Source organism: Bacillus sp. NP157, from assembly GCA_018889975.1.
In the GTDB taxonomy this organism is placed as follows: domain Bacteria; phylum Pseudomonadota; class Gammaproteobacteria; order Xanthomonadales; family Rhodanobacteraceae; genus Luteibacter.
In genome coordinates, this window is sequence record CP076546.1 from 75486 (window position 1) to 91813 (window position 16328).

21 protein-coding genes are annotated in these 16328 nt (G+C 65.7%); 15 read left to right on the top strand and 6 right to left on the bottom strand.

Going from position 1 to position 16328, the window contains the following annotated elements; all coding sequences use genetic code 11:
* Positions 1 to 349: 349 nt before the first annotated feature.
* From KPL74_00350 to KPL74_00410, 13 genes are all read left to right on the top strand, one after another.
* Positions 350 to 2290 carry an ATP-dependent DNA helicase gene (locus KPL74_00350; GenBank protein QWT20477.1) on the top strand — a complete coding sequence of 647 codons (1941 nt, stop codon included), beginning with the start codon at positions 350 to 352 and terminating at the stop codon, positions 2288 to 2290.
* Between the two features lie 76 nt (positions 2291 to 2366).
* A complete protein-coding gene (gene creD / locus KPL74_00355; protein ID QWT20478.1) occupies positions 2367 to 3704 on the top strand; it encodes a cell envelope integrity protein CreD in 1338 nt (445 codons plus the stop codon).
* Positions 3701 to 4399: a tRNA (adenosine(37)-N6)-threonylcarbamoyltransferase complex dimerization subunit type 1 TsaB gene (gene tsaB, locus KPL74_00360; GenBank protein ID QWT20479.1), complete on the top strand. Its 699-nt coding sequence runs from the start codon at positions 3701 to 3703 to the stop codon at positions 4397 to 4399. Before creD ends, tsaB begins: the two co-directional genes overlap by 4 nt.
* Before the next feature lie 53 nt (positions 4400 to 4452).
* Complete coding sequence (locus tag KPL74_00365; GenBank protein QWT20480.1) at positions 4453 to 5052, top strand: hypothetical protein; 600 nt, start codon at positions 4453 to 4455, stop codon at positions 5050 to 5052.
* Between the two features lie 172 nt (positions 5053 to 5224).
* Complete coding sequence (locus tag KPL74_00370; protein QWT20481.1) at positions 5225 to 5554, top strand: hypothetical protein; 330 nt, start codon at positions 5225 to 5227, stop codon at positions 5552 to 5554.
* A gap of 122 nt (positions 5555 to 5676) precedes the next feature.
* The gene (locus KPL74_00375; protein QWT20482.1) at positions 5677 to 5955 is read left to right on the top strand and encodes a hypothetical protein; all 279 of its coding nucleotides are present in this window, start codon (positions 5677 to 5679) and stop codon (positions 5953 to 5955) included.
* A gap of 80 nt (positions 5956 to 6035) precedes the next feature.
* Positions 6036 to 6515: a hypothetical protein gene (locus KPL74_00380; protein QWT20483.1), complete on the top strand. Its 480-nt coding sequence runs from the start codon at positions 6036 to 6038 to the stop codon at positions 6513 to 6515.
* Positions 6516 to 6959: 444 nt separating this feature from the next.
* On the top strand, positions 6960 to 7301 hold the full coding sequence (locus KPL74_00385; protein ID QWT20484.1) for an ankyrin repeat domain-containing protein: 342 nt from the start codon (positions 6960 to 6962) through the stop codon (positions 7299 to 7301).
* 59 nt (positions 7302 to 7360) lie between these two features.
* The gene (locus KPL74_00390; protein QWT20485.1) at positions 7361 to 7783 is read left to right on the top strand and encodes a hypothetical protein; all 423 of its coding nucleotides are present in this window, start codon (positions 7361 to 7363) and stop codon (positions 7781 to 7783) included.
* An 18-nt stretch (positions 7784 to 7801) separates the two neighbouring features.
* Positions 7802 to 8338 (top strand): hypothetical protein, encoded by a 537-nt coding sequence (locus KPL74_00395; protein ID QWT20486.1) that lies wholly within the window; start codon positions 7802 to 7804, stop codon positions 8336 to 8338.
* Positions 8331 to 8840 (top strand): hypothetical protein, encoded by a 510-nt coding sequence (locus tag KPL74_00400; protein QWT20487.1) that lies wholly within the window; start codon positions 8331 to 8333, stop codon positions 8838 to 8840. The genes KPL74_00395 and KPL74_00400 overlap by 8 nt, the downstream gene beginning before the upstream one ends.
* Positions 8841 to 8871: 31 nt before the next feature.
* On the top strand, positions 8872 to 9381 hold the full coding sequence (locus KPL74_00405) for a hypothetical protein (GenBank protein QWT20488.1): 510 nt from the start codon (positions 8872 to 8874) through the stop codon (positions 9379 to 9381).
* Positions 9382 to 9412: 31 nt separating this feature from the next.
* Positions 9413 to 9907: a hypothetical protein gene (locus tag KPL74_00410; GenBank protein ID QWT20489.1), complete on the top strand. Its 495-nt coding sequence runs from the start codon at positions 9413 to 9415 to the stop codon at positions 9905 to 9907.
* 41 nt (positions 9908 to 9948) lie between these two features.
* Here the strand turns inward: KPL74_00410 and KPL74_00415 are convergent, their stop codons facing one another.
* The 6 genes from KPL74_00415 to KPL74_00440 are packed head-to-tail and all read right to left on the bottom strand — an operon-like array spanning position 9949 to position 14897.
* Positions 9949 to 11160: a DegT/DnrJ/EryC1/StrS family aminotransferase gene (locus KPL74_00415; protein QWT20490.1), complete on the bottom strand. Its 1212-nt coding sequence runs from the start codon at positions 11158 to 11160 to the stop codon at positions 9949 to 9951.
* Positions 11144 to 11539, bottom strand: a complete 396-nt coding sequence (locus KPL74_00420; GenBank protein QWT20491.1) for a DMT family transporter — start codon at positions 11537 to 11539, stop codon at positions 11144 to 11146. Before KPL74_00420 ends, KPL74_00415 begins: the two co-directional genes overlap by 17 nt.
* A complete protein-coding gene (locus tag KPL74_00425; GenBank protein QWT20492.1) occupies positions 11536 to 11895 on the bottom strand; it encodes an EamA family transporter in 360 nt (119 codons plus the stop codon). Before KPL74_00425 ends, KPL74_00420 begins: the two co-directional genes overlap by 4 nt.
* Before the next feature lies 1 nt (position 11896).
* Positions 11897 to 12736 carry an alpha/beta fold hydrolase gene (locus KPL74_00430; GenBank protein QWT20493.1) on the bottom strand — a complete coding sequence of 280 codons (840 nt, stop codon included), beginning with the start codon at positions 12734 to 12736 and terminating at the stop codon, positions 11897 to 11899.
* Between the two features lie 54 nt (positions 12737 to 12790).
* Complete coding sequence (locus tag KPL74_00435; protein ID QWT20494.1) at positions 12791 to 14221, bottom strand: sensor histidine kinase N-terminal domain-containing protein; 1431 nt, start codon at positions 14219 to 14221, stop codon at positions 12791 to 12793.
* Complete coding sequence (locus KPL74_00440) at positions 14214 to 14897, bottom strand: response regulator (protein ID QWT20495.1); 684 nt, start codon at positions 14895 to 14897, stop codon at positions 14214 to 14216. Before KPL74_00440 ends, KPL74_00435 begins: the two co-directional genes overlap by 8 nt.
* 285 nt (positions 14898 to 15182) lie before the next feature.
* Between KPL74_00440 and KPL74_00445 the strand changes: the two genes are divergently transcribed.
* Positions 15183 to 15806, top strand: coding sequence for a PepSY-associated TM helix domain-containing protein (locus KPL74_00445; GenBank protein QWT20496.1), 624 nt, complete (start codon positions 15183 to 15185; stop codon positions 15804 to 15806).
* A gap of 12 nt (positions 15807 to 15818) precedes the next feature.
* Positions 15819 to 16328 carry a DUF2271 domain-containing protein gene (locus KPL74_00450; GenBank protein ID QWT20497.1) on the top strand — a complete coding sequence of 170 codons (510 nt, stop codon included), beginning with the start codon at positions 15819 to 15821 and terminating at the stop codon, positions 16326 to 16328.

Genomic DNA, 16328 nt, shown 5'->3' on the forward strand with positions numbered 1-16328 from the left:
CCCAGGATCATCATTTCAATGTGATTCGATGGCGTCCGCATGAATCGGTGAACTAGGTCCCATCATTCCCGCTACGTTGGATTTTCGCGCGCAGGCGCGCTCCTACACGCAAATCTCGCGCGAGCTGCAAGAACAGCCCTGGGCGCCCACCCTCGAGGCGAGTTCCGCACAAGAGAGCGCCCGCAGGGCAATCAAATACATGGGCCGCGGCTGCGGCCAACCTTATCGAACGCGGAGGACCTGTCTGAGCAGCGAGGGTGGGCGCCCAGGGCTGGTCCTGCGACCACGCACGAGCGCCGCGGGTCGGCGCCTACAGCGCGGTGGCCGCGTTGTAGGTGATACTTGTGCGATGACTGAACTCGATGTGGCCGCGATCCTCGGCGCGGAGGGCCCATTCGCCCGCGAAGTACCCGGATTCGCGCCACGCGAAGCCCAACAACGCATGGCCTCCGCCGTCGCGGACGCCATCGACCAGCGCGAGCTACTCATCGCCGAAGCCGGCACCGGCACAGGCAAGACCTTCGCGTACCTCGTCCCCGCGCTCGCCTCCGGCCGCAAAGTCATCGTCTCCACCGGCACCAAGGCCCTGCAGGACCAGCTGTTCTTCCGCGACCTCCCGCGCGTCCACCACGTGCTCGGCAGCCGCGCCAAGACCAGCCTGCTCAAGGGCCGCGCCAACTACCTCTGCCTGCACCGGCTCGACCAGGCCGTGCGCGAGGGCAACCCGGACCGCCAGCTGGCCACCCAGCTGTCGGCGATCCGGGCCTGGTCGGCACGCACCCGGCGTGGCGACCGCATGGAGATGATCGACATCCCCGAGGATTCCCCGGTCTGGCCACGGGTCACCTCCACGCCCGAGAACTGCCTGGGCAGCGAGTGCCCGTTCTTCGACGACTGCCACGTCGTCAAGGCCCGACGCGAGGCGATGGAGGCCGACGTGGTGGTGGTCAACCACCACCTGCTGCTGGCCGACCTCGCCCTCAAGCAGGAAGGCTTCGGCGAGATCCTCCCGGGCGCCGACGCGTTCATCCTCGACGAAGCCCACCAGATCCCCGAGCTGGCCGGCCAGTTCTTCTCGCAGAGCGTCGGTTCGCGCCAGCTGGTCGACCTGGGCCAGGACGCCCTGGCCGAGGCCCAGGGTGTCACCGGCGCGACCAGCCAGTTGCTGGAGCCGGTGGAGGCCGTGCAGGACCTGGTCAAGCGCCTGCGCCTGGCGATGGACCCGCTGCCGCCCAAGGGGCCGTTCGGCGCGCTGGAGCGCGACAGCGGCGTCCACGACCTGCTCGGCGAACTGCGTGACGTCGTTGCCGCCATGTCGGACCTGCTGGCCGGCCTGGGTGAGCGGTCGCGTGGCCTGGCCAACGTGCACGAGCGCGCGCAGATGCTCAGCCTGCGGCTGGACCGCATCGCCGAGGAACACTCCGCCGCCGACGTGCGCTGGTACGAGACCTGGCCGCGCGGTTTTGCCCTGCACGCCACGCCGCTGGACCTGGCCTCGCCGCTGCGGGCGATGCGGATGGCCACCAACGCGGCATGGATCCATACCTCCGCCACGCTGTCGATCGCCGGGGACTTCCAGCACTTCGCCCGCCAGCTTGGTATCGAGGACCCGGTCACCCTGAATGTCGAAAGCCCGTTCGACTACGGGCGGCAGGCGCTGGCCTACCTGCCGAAGGACCTGCCGGATCCCTCGGCGCGCGATCACACCGACAAGGTGATCGCCGCGATCCGCCCGGTGCTGGATGCATCCGACGGCCGGGCGTTCCTGCTGTTCACCTCGCACCGTGCGTTGCGCCGCGCGGCCGAACTGCTGGAGGGGCGCGTGCCGTGGCCGCTGTTCGTCCAGGGCACGGCACCACGGCATCGCCTGCTCGAAGAATTCCGCCTCAGCGGGCGCGGCGTATTGCTCGGTGCGGCGAGCTTCTGGGAGGGCGTGGACGTGGCCGGCGAAGCGCTCAGCGTGGTCGTCATCGACAAGCTGCCCTTCGCGATGCCGGACGATCCGGTCCTGCAGGCACGGCTGGAAGCGCTGGAAGAGGCGGGGATCAATCCCTTCATGGGCTGGCAGGTGCCGACGGCGGTGATCGCCCTGAAACAGGGAGCCGGCCGGCTGATCCGCGACGTGCACGACCACGGGGTGCTGGTGCTGTGCGACCCGCGCCTCACCACCAAGGGCTACGGCCGGCTGTTCCTCAACAGCCTGCCGCCGATGCCGCGCACCCGCGAACTCGGCGACGTCACCGCGTTCTTCGACAGCCGAAAACCCGACGCCGCCCCTTCCGCGCCCTGATTTGCCCGATACCCGGCCGCGAAGCCGCCGCCGGCCCGCGCAGCATCCTCCCCACATTCGCCAAGGGAGGAGCCCCATGTTTCGCTGGACGCAATCGATCACCGCCAAGGTGCTGGGCATCGGGGTGCTTGCCCTGTTGATGATGATTCCACTGACCCAGGCCGACGGCCTGGTGCGTGAGCGCATGAGCATGCGCGACACCGCCATCAAGCGGGTGTCCGACGGGTGGGGTGGGCCGCAGGGGATCGGTGGCTTCGTCATCGCCGTGCCCTCGATCGAGCCGGTGCGCGACCCGCGCAGCGGCACGCCGGCCACGCGCGACAGCGTACGCATCGTGCTGGCCGACGAACTCGCCACCACCGCCGACCTGGCCGTGAGCAAGCGCCGCAGTGGCATGTACGAGGTGCCGGTCTACACCAGCGATGTGACCATCCGTGGGCGCTTCGTGGCCGCCGACATCGAGCGTGCCGCCACCGCCAGCGGGGCGACGTTGTATCCGGATCGCGCCGAGCTGCGCCTGCTGATCGCCGACACCCGCGGCCTGCAGGGGATCACCGCCGCCACGGTCGACGGCCGCCCGGTGCGGCTGGCCTCGTCGTCGGCACGCATGGGTCCATACAGCGTGCTCTCCGTGCCGTTCCCGATCGATACCACGCGCAGCACGCCGATCGACTTCGCGCTGACCCTGCGCGTCGCCGGTACCGAAGCGTTCTCGGCGTTGCCGCTGGCCCGTTCCAGCACGCTGCGGCTGCGCTCGGGCTGGTCGGATCCGTCGTTCCAGGGCGCGATGCTGCCGGGCAAGAGCTCGGTGACTGCGAACGGTTTCGACGCCACGTGGCAGGCCCTCGACCTCAACCGCTCCTACGGCCAGCACTGGGACGGTAGCGACCAGGAGGTCAACGGCCGGCTGGCGAGCTCCGCCTTCGGCGTACGCCTGGTCGAGCCGGGCAGCGTGTACCAGCAGAACGATCGCGCCGGGAAATACGGCTTGCTGTTCATCGCCCTGACCTTCGTCGCCTTCTTCCTGTTCGAGGTGCTCAAGGGGCTGCGCCTGCATCCGGTGCAATACCTGCTGGTCGGCGCGGCCATGGTCAGCTTCTACGTCCTGTTGCTGGCGTTCTCCGAGCAGATCGGTTTCGGGCCGGCCTACCTGGTGGCGGCGGGTACCGTGGTCCTGATCGTGGGTGGCTACGCGGCGGCCGTGTTGCGTGCCCGCACCGCCGGCATGGTGCTCGGCGGCGTGCTGGGGCTGGTTTACGCCATACTGTATGGACTGATCGGCGCGGAACAGTACGCGCTGCTGATCGGCTCGGTCGTGCTCGTGGCGGTCATCGCGCTGCTGATGTACCTGACCCGCCGCATCGACTGGTACGCCTATGGCGTGCCCTTCAACAGCCAGACGGATTCGCCATGAACTTCCTCGCCATCGAAACCTCCACCGAAGCCTGTTCCGTCGCACTCGTCCATGGCGACGAAGTGATCGAACGCAGCGAGATCGCGCCGCGCCGCCACGCCGAGCTGGTCCTGCCGATGGCCGACGCACTGCTGGCCGAGGCGGGGCTGTCACGCAACGCGCTCAACGGCATCGCCGTCGGTCGCGGCCCGGGTGCGTTCACCGGCGTGCGCCTGGGCGTCTCGCTGGCCCAGGGCATGGCCATGGCGCTGGACGTCCCGGTCGTGACGGTGTCCTCGCTGGAGGCGCTGGCCCTGGAAGCACCCGAGGACGATGCGGCGATCCTGTCGGTGATCGACGCGCGCATGGGCGAGATCTACGTGGCCGCCTGGCGGCGCGAAGACGACGGTAGCGTCAGCCTCATGGACCACGAGCGGGTCGACACCGCGGCGGCCCTCGTGCTGCCCGAAGCGATCGCCTGGCACGTGGTCGGCACCGGCTGGGCCACGTACGAAGCGGTGCTGCGCGAACGGATCACCGCACCGATCCGCTCGGCGGACGGCGCGCGCTTCCCGCAGGCCCGGCACATCGCCGAGGTCGCCGCCCGTCGTTTCCGCGATGGAGGTGCCGTGGCGCCCGAGCTTGCGCTGCCTGTCTATCTTCGCGACAAGGTCGCCCTGACGTTGGTCGAGCAGGGCAAGCCGCGGCCGGTGTAATAACCCAGGAGGAGGGGCGTGTGGGGACACTCAGGGTCGTAGGCGCCACCGTTGTGTTCGCGCTTTTCCAGCAGGCCGCGATGGCGGCCACGAGCGAGCCGAGCGCGCCCTCGGGTGTCATCCTGGACCCGCTCTTCGGTATCCCGGTGGCGTGGGGCGCGGTCCCGTACGACCGCGCGCCCGACCTCGTCTACGCGTGCGACTCACTGGGCAAGCAGCCGCGCGGGTATCTGTTCCTCTTCGGCAGCACGACCCGGGACGGCGTGACCTACGCGCTCGTCCATGGGTGGGAGCGCGTGCCGGACGGGTCGGGTGTCGACGGCGCAGGGCCCTTCGAGCAGGATGTGACGGCCACGATCGTCGTCGTGAAGGCGGGGCGGTGTATCGGCACCATGGCGGATGGCTACGCCTGGAGCAGAAGCCAGCGTGATCGCTCGATCGCGGCGAGCTATGGCATCACGGATGCCGTGGTCACTGCGCTGCTCGACGACGGGTTCGAACGGACGTTACGGGCCTATGGAGGCCCGCGCCCCTTTTTGAAAGCGCTGAACGAGAATGCACCGGCCACAGGCCTCGGGCGATTGGATTACCTGGCAAGGAAGGTGGAATCCCTGCGTAAATCGGCCGGCATGGGTGGCGCTGGGGCCATGTAGGCGTTCGCCTACAGACATCGCCTTCCTGATTAATTAACGTCCGTACCGCCTTCACTCGTGGTGTCCGTGAAGCCTTCTTGACTCGCCCGTAGGACGCGCGCTCCTGGGTGCGTGACGGATTCCGTGTAATCGCTACCGAAACGGCGACGATGGTTTCTTCGACGGATATCTCATGATGACGATCAATCTTCACGATGCACTCTTTCACTCTTACGAACTGGAGTGTGGAACGTCCTCCACGGCGACGTTCCGGGTCTCGTATTACCCCGACGAACAGAGCTCGACTCGGATCGATGCAACGATTCGTATTGCCAACGCCTCATCCATCGCGACTAATATCGATCTTGAGCGACTGGCGATTCATAAAGTTTTCGGCGACGTGAGTGACTGGTCGCCGTCGCAGGGGCGGGGATTGACCTACATCCACCTGGCAGGCGGAACGATTTCTGTTTTCGGCGATGAGCCCGTGCTGTCCGTGGCGACGCCAGTTGTCGAGGAATAACGACATCGCGTGGCAGTGGCTATTTTCCCACTGCTCGACGAGGCCAAGGATGGTTCGGTGACCTGGCTCGGCGGCAATGAGCTTTCGCTCACCTGGCCCTAAAGCGTTCGCGAGGCAGTCCGATGAAGTATTGCGATGGTCAGGTCAGCCAGCTGGGAGATGTCGTCTCACTGGGCGGTGTCCCTGGCAGGGTGGTCAGCGACATCGACGGGGCGCGGTATGGCGTCGCTCCTGAACATTCGGCTGGGCAATGGGCATATCTCGGGGTGGGTGTCATGATCGAGTTTGAACGTTACGGTCTGATCCATTACACGGAGCCTGAGCACGATCTGGTGCTGGTTAATCGTGCCGATGGAGATCAGGGCCAGGAAACCTCCGATCCCAGATCGATGGGTGGTTGAGGGCCTGAAACGCACGCAGTAGGGAAGTCCGGACGTCCAGGCATTGCGTCTGCACGCCGCAGGTACGTAAAGGCACCTCGATGCTCGACAAGTTACGAACGTTAGTTTTTGCCACTTTCATCGTTGCTTGCATCGCGGCTTGCACGAATGGGCGAAACCAGTTCTCGACGATGATTCCGGCTTCGGCCACCAGCGTTACATACGCGCATGACCTCACTTCGGGCGAAGAAGTGTCATTTGACGTGCTTTCGAAGCCTGGCTCCTATCAATACATCCAACCCATACGCAACGAGCTTGGACGAGCGGGGTACGTCTTGTGCAAGAAGTCGGCGGTGAGTACGTGGAAACCATCTCCCGGCAGCGACACGGGTGGCTTACCGAACAAGTCCTGGATCGTTGAAATGTATGCAACCCGGAACTTCGAGAAGTTTTTCGTCATGCGTGTCAATGCCGGGCCATCGGAGCATGGCGCGGAGTGGGCGGAAACGTTCCACCTCGCCGCTCAGAACGTGCCGAAAGGAAGGCAGGACATGACTTCCATCAAGGAGTTCTGTGACTGATGCAACATTCACTGCCAGAACGTCGAGCGGCCCATCGATGCACGGTCCGGGTTATGCGCAAGGATGCAATCGCGCGAATCGCTCTTGCACTCATCTTGTCGGTAACGCTCGGTTGCGCGTCCCGGAGTCCGGCGTGCTCAGGGTTGGTGTCCGCAGATGCCGTTGCCCACGCTGGACCCGTCATCGATGCATTCAAAGCGCATCTGAATACATACAAGTCCGATTCGGAAATAGGTGCCTACTTCGCTGACTTCCGACATTACGATCTCTCGACCGTTACCTCGGAATCAACATTCGAGTACGAATTCGTTCCACAACCCACCTCGCACGGGTACAAGGGCGGCGGCGCGGAGTACAAGGTTGATCGACAGACCGGTGCAATCATATCGACGCGTTACATGAAGTAGGTGGGGGCGGTACGACTCGGTAAGGGGAAAGCTGGGGATGTTCAAAGATATGACGGACGAAGAGGTGTGCGAGATCCGCTCCCGTTATCACTACCTGATGGGCGCAAGGGGCGACCCGGGCGAGCCGTTGGATCCGCTAGCATACGTCGACTCAACCGGCGACCGACTTCTACATATCGCGGCAGCGCTAGGTGACGTGCGGACGGTCGACCTGCTTCTTAAGGCAGGGCAGGACGTGAATGCGCGGGGTGACATGGGTTGCAGCGCGTTGCACTACGCCCGAATGTATACGAAGGAAGACGTCGCTGACCTCTTGTTGCTGAATGGCGCGGATGCTTCGCTGATAGATGACTTCGGACGCACGCCCGATCAGCACTGAAAATCTGTACTGGGAACCTTAGGTGGGGCTGTATGCGGACTAGCACAGCGGTAAGGACCATGAAGAGCGGCAGCAAGGCGATCCGGGGGCTGGCGCCTACCGTCATATTTTCCGCGCTGATAGTCGGCTGTCACCCACCCTCGCCGACACCGGATCGCACCCGCGAGTCCGATGTGCTGGAAATCATCTGGGGCTTGCGCCAGGTCCGGGCGATGTACGGAGAAATCCCTGAGACCTACGCGACCCTGGAGAAGCACGGCTTGCGGGCTCCAGTGGATCCCGTGCGCCGCGACTCTTACGAGTACGCGCGCGTAGGCAGCAGCGTTACGGTCTGCGCTCGCTTCGATGAGGCCTCGCCGGGTTGGGACGGAAAGGCCAATAGGGCCCTCTACGGCGATCCGGTGGTACACGGGTTCGGGTCTTGGATCCATGGCATCGGCAGGCAGTGTCTGACCGATGACGTTCTGCCTAAAAAGAAATGAGGCACCAAAGGGTTGCTCATGATCTATCGTGATGGAGAGCGCGTCAGGCTGCTTGACCGTGTAGCCCTGGACGAAGAGAGTAGCGGCATTGTCGTCGGGATTTCCGACGAGCAATCCTACTTGCCATACGTGAAGCATGCCGCCCGGAGCCCGTCACCTGGCTGCGCCCTGGTTCGTAGTGACAGCGGGGAGCTCTGTTGGCGACCGCATCACGGTCAGGACCTTGTGTTCGTCGAGCGGACTGATATTGACGACGGTGCGGCGTTGGATTGGCATAAACCTGGCGACATTTCCACGAAGCCTCCGATACCGCCTCCGCTTAACCACTATTACTCCGGGCAGGCTATCGAAGTTGGCGATAGGGTGCGAATGTCCGCGACGGCCACGGGTCGGGTGATCGCCGTCATATCGAATGGCCAGTTTTCCCAGGCAGCTCCAGAAGAAGAGTGGGCTCACCTAGGTCACGGTTTCCTGGTCGAGCCGGGACTGTACTGGTACGAAGAGGCGGACGAGGATCTCGAATTGATCGACAGGGCGGGCGTCTTATATGGATGACTTCGAACAGCGCAGAAAGCGAATCACGGATGGCGCAAAGTCAAATCCGAACGCCGTGGCTGAGATGATCGTGCTTGCGGAAGAGTTCCCATGTGAGCCCGACGTTTGGGCTGACCTGGCATACGTTTACGCGAGGAAAGATGATTATGTGTCAGCTGTTGATGCGTTAGGTCGTGCCACGGCGCTAGCTCCAGATGAGCCGATCTACCTGTTCAATAGGGCAAGATATAACGCGGCGCTCGGCGAACATCGAGCGGTGATTGCTGATGCGTCGCTTGGCGTTGAAATTTCTGATCGCCTGAAATTCTTCTGGTACAAGGAGGCGCTTATGTTCCTTCGTGCACACGCGCTGGTCGCGCTAGGGGACAACAAGTCAGCCAGGGATGATCTTGCTTCGATAGAAGACCGTGACATGCGTCTATGGATAAACGGGCTGGTGACGTGGGAGGACCTTGCGCGAGGTTGCGGCATGGGTACCTCCGCGCAGAAGCCTCATCGTTGAAGTCGTCATGGACGTTAGATTAGGAAGGCATATGGATGACTTGGCGAAACGAATCGAGAAGATCAAAGACAGTGCAAGGTCCGATCCGAATGCTGTGGGCGAGATGATCGCGATAGTGGCGGAGTTCCCGGAAGATCCCTATGTGTGGTGCGAGTTGGCATACGTCCGTTCGAGGAGAGGCGATCGAGTCTCCGCTGTTGGTGCCTTAGCCCATGCGATAGAGCTAGCTCCCGACGAGCCGGTCTACTTGTTTGATCGCGCGAGGTTTAACCTGGTGCTAGGTGAATATCAGAGCGTTATCGATGACGCATCGCGAGGACTTGAGGTCTCCGAAAGGCTGCAATTCTTCTCATACAAGGATTTGCTCCTCTTCCTCCGTGCTTATGCGCAAGCCGCGCTTCATGACGATGTGTCAGCCAGGAACGATCTTGCGACGATCGGGGACCGCGATATGCGTTTCTGGATAAATGGGCTAGTGACGTGGGATGACCTCGCGCGACGTTGCGGGATGGATATCTCCCCGCAAATGCCTGAGCGATAAATTCGTCATAGATGAACGATGGGGTGCGTATATGGATGATCTGAAAGATCGACTGAAGACGATTACTGATAGCGCAAAGACCAATCCGAATGCCGTGAGTGAGATGATCGCGCTGGCAGCAGAGTTCCCGGAGGAGCCGGACGTTTGGTGCGACCTGGCGTACCTGTATGCGAGGAAAGGTGATCGGTTGTCCGCTGTCGATGCATTGGGTCGCGCTGTCGCATTGGCGCCTGACGAGCCGGTCTACCTCTATGACCGAGCAAAATATTCAGCGGCCCTGGGGGACTATCAAAGTGTTATTGATGATGCGTCGCTTGGCCTTGAAATCTCTGAGCGTCTGCAATTCTTCTCTTACAAGAATTTACTTCTTTTCCTGCGTGCTTACGCTCTGACATCGCTTCACGATGAGGCGGCAGCCAAAATCGACCTCGCGCTGATAGGGGATCGTGACATGCGTATGTGGATAAACGAGCTCGTAACGTGGGACGACCTCGCGCGACGTTGCGGTATGGAAGGCTCGCCATAAGCCGCATGATCCATCGTTGGGGCCGCGCGTTACATCCACGACTAACGCGAAACCACAGTCGCCTCAATCACCGCACAAACATGCTCGAACGCCGCATCGTCGAGCCACGGGCTGTTACTTACCGTCAAGGTCCGCGCAGCGAAATCCCGCGCATTCGGCACGTCCTCGCCACCCAGCATCGTGCCGAGATACGGGTAATCCGGTAGCGCATGCACGAACATCCGCCCGACGCCGTGGCGGGACGCCCACAGGCGTTGCAGCACCGCATCGCGGGTGGCTTCGTCCGGCAGCAGCAACATCAGGTAGGGCCACGTGCCGCCGTCGTCGGTGAACACGTGGACGCCAGGGATCGAGGCCAGTGCCGGCACGCGTACACGCGCCTGGGATGCCGTGGCTTCGATGAACTCGGGCAGGCGATGGAAGGCGCGGGCGCCCACGGCGCGGCGCCAGCGGCCGACACGGTGTAACGGGAAGTCGGCGTCGAAGTGTTCGCCCGCCGCACCGATCAGGTCGCCACGGCGCAGGGCGCGACGCAGGGGATGGCCGTAGGCCATGCCCAGTCCGCGTGGTCGGTACAGCGCGGCATAGCCGGCCAGTTCCACCGTGCGGCGCAGTTCCCAGCCGGGGTGCCAGCGCGCGATGCGGCGGGCGGCGCGGCGAAAACTGTCACGCATCGTCGGGTCGCGTGCGACCAGCAGCCCACCTTCGAAAATCGACAGGCCCTTGCCGGCGGCGAGGCTGAAGAAGCCGGCATCGCCATGCGTGCCGGCGTGACGCCCGTCGATACGTGCACCGAACGCCTGTGCCGCGTCTTCCACGGTGTACGCACCCACGCTCGCGGCGATCGCCGCGGCACTGGCGACGTCGGCGGTGCGGCCACCCAGATGGGTCGGCACGACGGCCAGCGTCTGCTCGTTGCAGGCCTCGGCGAGCCGGGCGGGATCCATGTCGAAGTGGCCCGGGCGCAGGTCGACCAGTCGCGGCTCGAGGCCGGCACGGCGGACGGCCAGGGGCACCAGCGGGCAGGTAAACGCCGGCATCACCACTTCACGGCGGGAGCGGGCGTGCTCGGCGAGGGCGGTCAGCGCCACGGTGAGTGCGGCGGTGCCCGAACACTCGAGCTGGGTTTCTTCCACGCCGATCCACTGCGCGGCGAGCGCGGTCAGCGGTGCCGGGACCGGGCCGCCCATGTCGGCGAACGCCAGCGGCAGGCCGGCGGTGGGCGGTGCTTCGCGCTCAGGCCGGAACCACATCGCCGGCATCCTCGTCGCCTTCGGCGAAGGCCAGGCAGACGATGCCGGCCACGATAGCGATCGCGCCCACGATCTGGGTCGGCGTCACCGGCTCGGCGAACACCCACCACGACAGCAGCATCACGCTGACCACTTCCAGATGCGACGCCGCGAAGGCGGGGCCGATCGGTGCGTGCTTCAGCAGGCTCATCCAGGTGACGAAGGCACCGATGTAGCCGACGATGGCGCCGTAGATCCACGGGTGCGAAAACACGCGCGCCAGCCATTCGGTGCTCGCTTCGACCGGCAGCGCGTGCATGCCGGCCATCTTGAAGCAGACCAGGTTCAGCGTGTCGAACATGAGCAGCAACGCGAAGCCGATGACGTAAAAGCGTTTCATGCACCGGCTCCGACGATCGCCACGCCCGCGGCGATCAGCAGGATGCCGAACACGCGCATCGGGCTCAGTCGTTCGCGGAACAGGAAACGCCCGGCGATCATGATCGCGACGATGTTGATCGAGCCCAGCAGCACGCCCTCGGACAGGGGCACGAGCGAGAGGAAGGCGATCCAGACCACGAACTCCAGCACGTAGCAGGCGATGCCGGTCCAGATCCACGGCCGCGCGGCCATGTATTTCCAGCGCGCCAGGCCATCGCCCGCGCGCTCGTCGCCCGCGGCGGCCTTGAACGCCAGCTGGCCGCCGGTGTCCAGCAGCACGTTTGCCAGCCACAACGCGAACACCATGCCGTTCATATCAGGCCGCCATGCGCGCGGGGCGCGCGTCGCGCGCAATCCGCGAGAAGAAATCCGCACTGCGCTCGATCAGGGTACGCCGTTCGCGATCGATGGTGATCATGTGGTAGCTGTCGGCAAGCAGCAGCATCTCGACCGGGCCGCGGACGCGGCGTGCGACCATGTCGGCATTGGCCACGCTGGCCACGTCGTCGTCCGAGGCGTGCGCGATGAAACACGGCGCCACCACGTCGGGCAGGCGGCGACGCACGTCGCGGGCCAGCCAGACCATCTCGGCCAGGGCATGCCAGGGGTTGCCAGGCAGGCCGGCGGCCTCGCTGTCGCCGGAGAACATCGCCGAGCTGACCTGCGCGCGCAGGCGCTCGTCGCGGATGCCGTAGGGCGGCTGCTCGATGAAGCTGCGCTTGCGGCCGATGCCCATCCGCTTGAACACGGGCAGCAGGAACGAGAGGTGGCGGCCGGTCCAGGGGATCGACCAGCCGTCGTAGCGGAACGTCGCGCCGAACACGCCGACGCCGTCCACCCATTCCGGGCGCATGGCGGCCAGGCGCAGCGCCAGCACGGCGCCCATCGACAGGCCGGCCACGAAGACCCGGTCGACCCGGCCGCGTAGCTCTTCGGCGGCGGCTTCCGCGCTGGCGTACCAGTCCTGCCAGGTGGTGGCCAGCAGGTCGTCTTCGCTGCCGCAATGGCCGGCCAGGCGGACGCCCACGACGGTGAAGCCGGCACGGTTCAGGCCCTTGCCGAGCATGCGCATCTCCGTGGGGGTGCCGGTCAGCCCGTGGATCAGCAGCACGCCATCGCGGCCGCCTTCGAACTGGAATTCCGTGGTTTCGCTCACGCCTGGGCCTCACGCCTTCGCCATCCTAAGGCGGCATGCTCGCAAGTCGTGGTTTCAGTGAGCTTTCCGGTCGTCGGCCGGGTCGCTGGGCGGCGGGAAGCGCAACTCGACCCGCAGGCCGCCCAGGGCCGAGCGGCCGAAGCCGACCCGGGCGCCGTGGCGCTCGGCGATGCTCTCGACGATGGCCAGGCCCAGGCCGGTGCCGTCTTCGTCCGCCCCGGGCACGCGGAAGAAGCGTTCGCCCAACTGGTCGAGGAAGGCGTCGGCGACGCCGGGGCCGTCGTCGTCCACGGCCAGCACGGCGTCACCCGCGTCGCGGCCGACCGAGACGGTGACGGCGTGGCCGCGGCCGGCGTAGTGGAAGGCGTTGTCGACCAGGTTGTCGATCACTTCCTGCACCTGAAGGGCGTCGCCGCGGACGACGCAGGCGCCGTCGATACCCTCGTAGCCGAGGTCCACGCCGAGGGCGAGGGCCTGGTGCACGCGCATGCCCACGGCCTCGGGCACCACCTCGGACAGGTCGATCAGCGCCATGCCGTCGTGGTCGGGCAGGTCGGGCGACTGGGTCCGGGTGAGGGCGAGCAGCTGGGCCGAGGTGCGGGCGGCGCGGGCGGCGAGGCGGTGGATGTGCGACAGCGCGTCGCGTTGCTGGGCCTCGTCGCCGGCGTGGCCGATCCGCTCCACGTGCAGCTGGATGCCGGCCAGCGGCGTGCGTAGCTGGTGGGCGGCATCGGCGATGAAGCGTTCCTGCAGGCCGAGCATGTTGCGCATGCGCGCGAACAGGTCGTCGATGGTGCGGGTCAGCGGCAGGATCTCCACCGGCACGTCTTCCTCGCCGATCGGGCCGAGGTCGTGGCCGCGGCGGCCCAGCCGCATCGTCAGCGGCTCGAGCACGCCCAGGCCGTGGCTGACGCCGAACCAGACCAGCGAGAGCACGGCGATGATCAGCAAGGCCTGGATGGGCAGGGTGAGCAGGAGGATCTCGCGGGCCCGCTGGTGGCGATCGCGCAGGTTCTCGGCCACCTTGATCGTCAGCGTGCTGCCGCTGTCGTGGTGGTCGGGCACGCGCATGATGGCGGCGCGCAACGCCTTGTGGCCCAGCTCGGTGTCGTACAGCGCGGGCGGGGCGTCGACGTCGACCGGGTGGCCGGGGCCGGAAAGCTCGGCGTTGCCGATCAGGCGGCCATTCCGGTCGCTGACCACTTCGTAGTAGTTGCGTCCGTCGGGGTCGTACTCGAGCAGGAAGCGCGCCTGGGCGGTCAGTTCACCGCGCAGCGCATCGCTGCCGATCATCTCGGAGAGGGTGAGCGCGGAATCTGACAGGTCGGCGTCGTGCACGCGGTTGGAGTAGGCGAGCGCGACGAAATACGCGACTACGGCGTCGACGACCAGCACGCCGAGCACGGGAACAAGCAGGAAGGTGAGCAGGCGCCGGCGCAGGCTGGGGCGCGCCGGGCGGCGCGCCGCGTGGCGGCGTTCAGGCATCGGCCGATTCTTCGAGCAGGTAGCCCAGGCCGCGGATGGTGCGCACGTTGGTGCCCGAGCCCTGGAGCTTCTTGCGCAGGCGGTGCAGGGCGATGTCCAGGCCGTTGTCGGTCAGGTCCTCGTCCCAGTTGCACAGGGCCTCGACCAACTGGGCGCGGCTGGTGACCTTGTCGGCGCGCGTGGCCAGCGCTTCGATGAGGCCGAACTCGCGGGCTGTCAGGTCCAGCGGGGTGTCGGCGATCCAGGCACGGTGGCCGGGGATGTCCAGGCGCAGGCGACCGATCTTGAACTCCGGCGTGCCGTTGCTGGTGCGCCGGCGGAGCAGGGCACGCACGCGTGCCTCGAACTCAGCCAGCGCGAAGGGTTTGACCAGGTAGTCGTCCGCGCCCAGGTCGAGCACGCGGACGCGCTCCTTCAGGCCTTCGCGCGCGGTGACGACCAGCACGGGCAGGCTGGCGCCGCGCTTGCGCGCACGTGCCAGCACCTCGGTGCCATCGAGCTGGGGCAGGCCCAGGTCGAGCACCAGCAGGTCGTAGTCGTGGTCGCGCAAGGCGTGGTCGGCAGAGGCACCGTCGGTTACGTGGTCGATCGCGTGCCCACCCTGTTGCAGGGCAGCGCGAACCGCGGCGGCGATGGAGGCGTCGTCTTCGGCGAGGAGTATGCGCATGGTAGGCAAGCATACGCTCCGTAGTGGGGTGGGCGCATGCTGTCGCGGCAGGCTTTCGGTGCGCTTTCCTGGGAGGGGGGTGGGAAGTGGGGGCGACTTCCGTCGTTCGCATGAGGGTGCTGGTGACGATGCGAGTGCGTCTACGCCAGCGCAGCGCGTGCGGCCCCCTCATCCGCCTGCCGGCTCCTGCGCCCCCACTTCTCACCCCCATCTCCCGCCCCTCCAATTGCGAACGATTCCCATTAGAACTATCATCCGAACGTTCTCGCACCAACGACAGGGACCCTGCATCGCATGCGCGATACCGTCGACCGGACACGCCGTGCGTTCTGGCTAAAACACCTGCATCGCTGGCATTGGATCAGCTCCGCGATATCGCTCGTGGTGCTGCTGATGTTCGCCATCACAGGCTTCACCCTGAACCACGCCGCGCAGATCGAGGCCGACCCGCGCGTCGTGCGCCATGCCGCGACCCTGCCTGCGCCCTTGCTCAGGCGCCTGGTCGATCCCGGCCGCAAGTCGGCGCCAGTGGACGATGCCGTCGCCCGCTATGTCCATGACCAGGCCGGCGCCGACATCGGCGGCCGCGACGGCGACTGGAGCGACGATGAGGTCTACGTGTCGCTTCCGCGCCCGGGTGGCGATGCGTGGGTCAGCATCGATCGGGAGACCGGCGCGGTGCAGTACGAGGCCACCGATCGCGGCTGGCTGGCCTGGTTCAACGACCTGCACAAGGGCCGCAACACCGGCGCGGCCTGGCGCTGGTTCATCGACCTGTTCGCGCTGGCCTGCGTGGTGTTCGCCGCCACCGGGCTGCTGTTGCTCAAGATGCACGCCGGCCAGCGCCGCATGACCTGGCCCATGGTGGTGCTGGGCTTCGTGCTGCCGCTGGTGCTGGCCCTGGTATTCATCCACTGACGAAGGATCGACATGCATCGCTGCCTGCCAATCGCGCTTTGCCTTTTCGCCGCCCCGGCGTTCGCCGCGGACATGAACCTCACCGTGGAAATCCCCACGCTGAAGGCCGCCGAATACCACCGGCCCTACGTGGCGGTGTGGATCGAACGCGAAGACCACACGGTCGCCGCCAACCTGGCCGTCTGGTACGACGTGAAGAAGGCCAGCGGCGAAGGCACGAAGTGGCTGAAGGACATGCGCCAGTGGTGGCGCCGCAGCGGGCGTGACCAGACGATGCCGATCGACGGCGTGTCGGGCGCGACGCGTCCGGCCGGCCAGCACCAGCTGCGCTTTACCGACGGCAAGGCACCGCTGGGCACGCTCGCCCCGGGCCACTACGAACTGATCGTCGAGGCCGCGCGCGAAGTCGGCGGCCACGAGACCCAGCGCATCGCGTTCGACTGGCCGGCCAAAGCCGCCGAACACCTTTCCGCCAAGGGCACCGATGAACTTGGCCAGATCACCCTCGACCTCAATCCCTGA

Excerpts from the sequence above, each read along its gene's own strand:
- KPL74_00350 (QWT20477.1), top strand. The coding sequence starts at position 350 with ATGACTGAACTCGATGTGGCCGCGATCCTCGGCGCGGAGGGCCCATTC.
- creD (QWT20478.1), top strand. The coding sequence starts at position 2,367 with ATGTTTCGCTGGACGCAATCGATCACCGCCAAGGTGCTGGGCATCGGG.
- tsaB (QWT20479.1), top strand. The coding sequence starts at position 3,701 with ATGAACTTCCTCGCCATCGAAACCTCCACCGAAGCCTGTTCCGTCGCA.
- KPL74_00370 (QWT20481.1), top strand. The coding sequence starts at position 5,225 with ATGATGACGATCAATCTTCACGATGCACTCTTTCACTCTTACGAACTG.
- KPL74_00375 (QWT20482.1), top strand. The coding sequence starts at position 5,677 with ATGAAGTATTGCGATGGTCAGGTCAGCCAGCTGGGAGATGTCGTCTCA.
- KPL74_00380 (QWT20483.1), top strand. The coding sequence starts at position 6,036 with ATGCTCGACAAGTTACGAACGTTAGTTTTTGCCACTTTCATCGTTGCT.
- KPL74_00385 (QWT20484.1), top strand. The coding sequence starts at position 6,960 with ATGTTCAAAGATATGACGGACGAAGAGGTGTGCGAGATCCGCTCCCGT.
- KPL74_00390 (QWT20485.1), top strand. The coding sequence starts at position 7,361 with ATGAAGAGCGGCAGCAAGGCGATCCGGGGGCTGGCGCCTACCGTCATA.
- KPL74_00395 (QWT20486.1), top strand. The coding sequence starts at position 7,802 with ATGATCTATCGTGATGGAGAGCGCGTCAGGCTGCTTGACCGTGTAGCC.
- KPL74_00400 (QWT20487.1), top strand. The coding sequence starts at position 8,331 with ATGGATGACTTCGAACAGCGCAGAAAGCGAATCACGGATGGCGCAAAG.
- KPL74_00405 (QWT20488.1), top strand. The coding sequence starts at position 8,872 with ATGGATGACTTGGCGAAACGAATCGAGAAGATCAAAGACAGTGCAAGG.
- KPL74_00410 (QWT20489.1), top strand. The coding sequence starts at position 9,413 with ATGGATGATCTGAAAGATCGACTGAAGACGATTACTGATAGCGCAAAG.
- KPL74_00415 (QWT20490.1), bottom strand. The coding sequence starts at position 11,160 with ATGTGGTTCCGGCCTGAGCGCGAAGCACCGCCCACCGCCGGCCTGCCG.
- KPL74_00420 (QWT20491.1), bottom strand. The coding sequence starts at position 11,539 with ATGAAACGCTTTTACGTCATCGGCTTCGCGTTGCTGCTCATGTTCGAC.
- KPL74_00425 (QWT20492.1), bottom strand. The coding sequence starts at position 11,895 with ATGAACGGCATGGTGTTCGCGTTGTGGCTGGCAAACGTGCTGCTGGAC.
- KPL74_00435 (QWT20494.1), bottom strand. The coding sequence starts at position 14,221 with ATGCCTGAACGCCGCCACGCGGCGCGCCGCCCGGCGCGCCCCAGCCTG.
- KPL74_00445 (QWT20496.1), top strand. The coding sequence starts at position 15,183 with ATGCGCGATACCGTCGACCGGACACGCCGTGCGTTCTGGCTAAAACAC.
- KPL74_00450 (QWT20497.1), top strand. The coding sequence starts at position 15,819 with ATGCATCGCTGCCTGCCAATCGCGCTTTGCCTTTTCGCCGCCCCGGCG.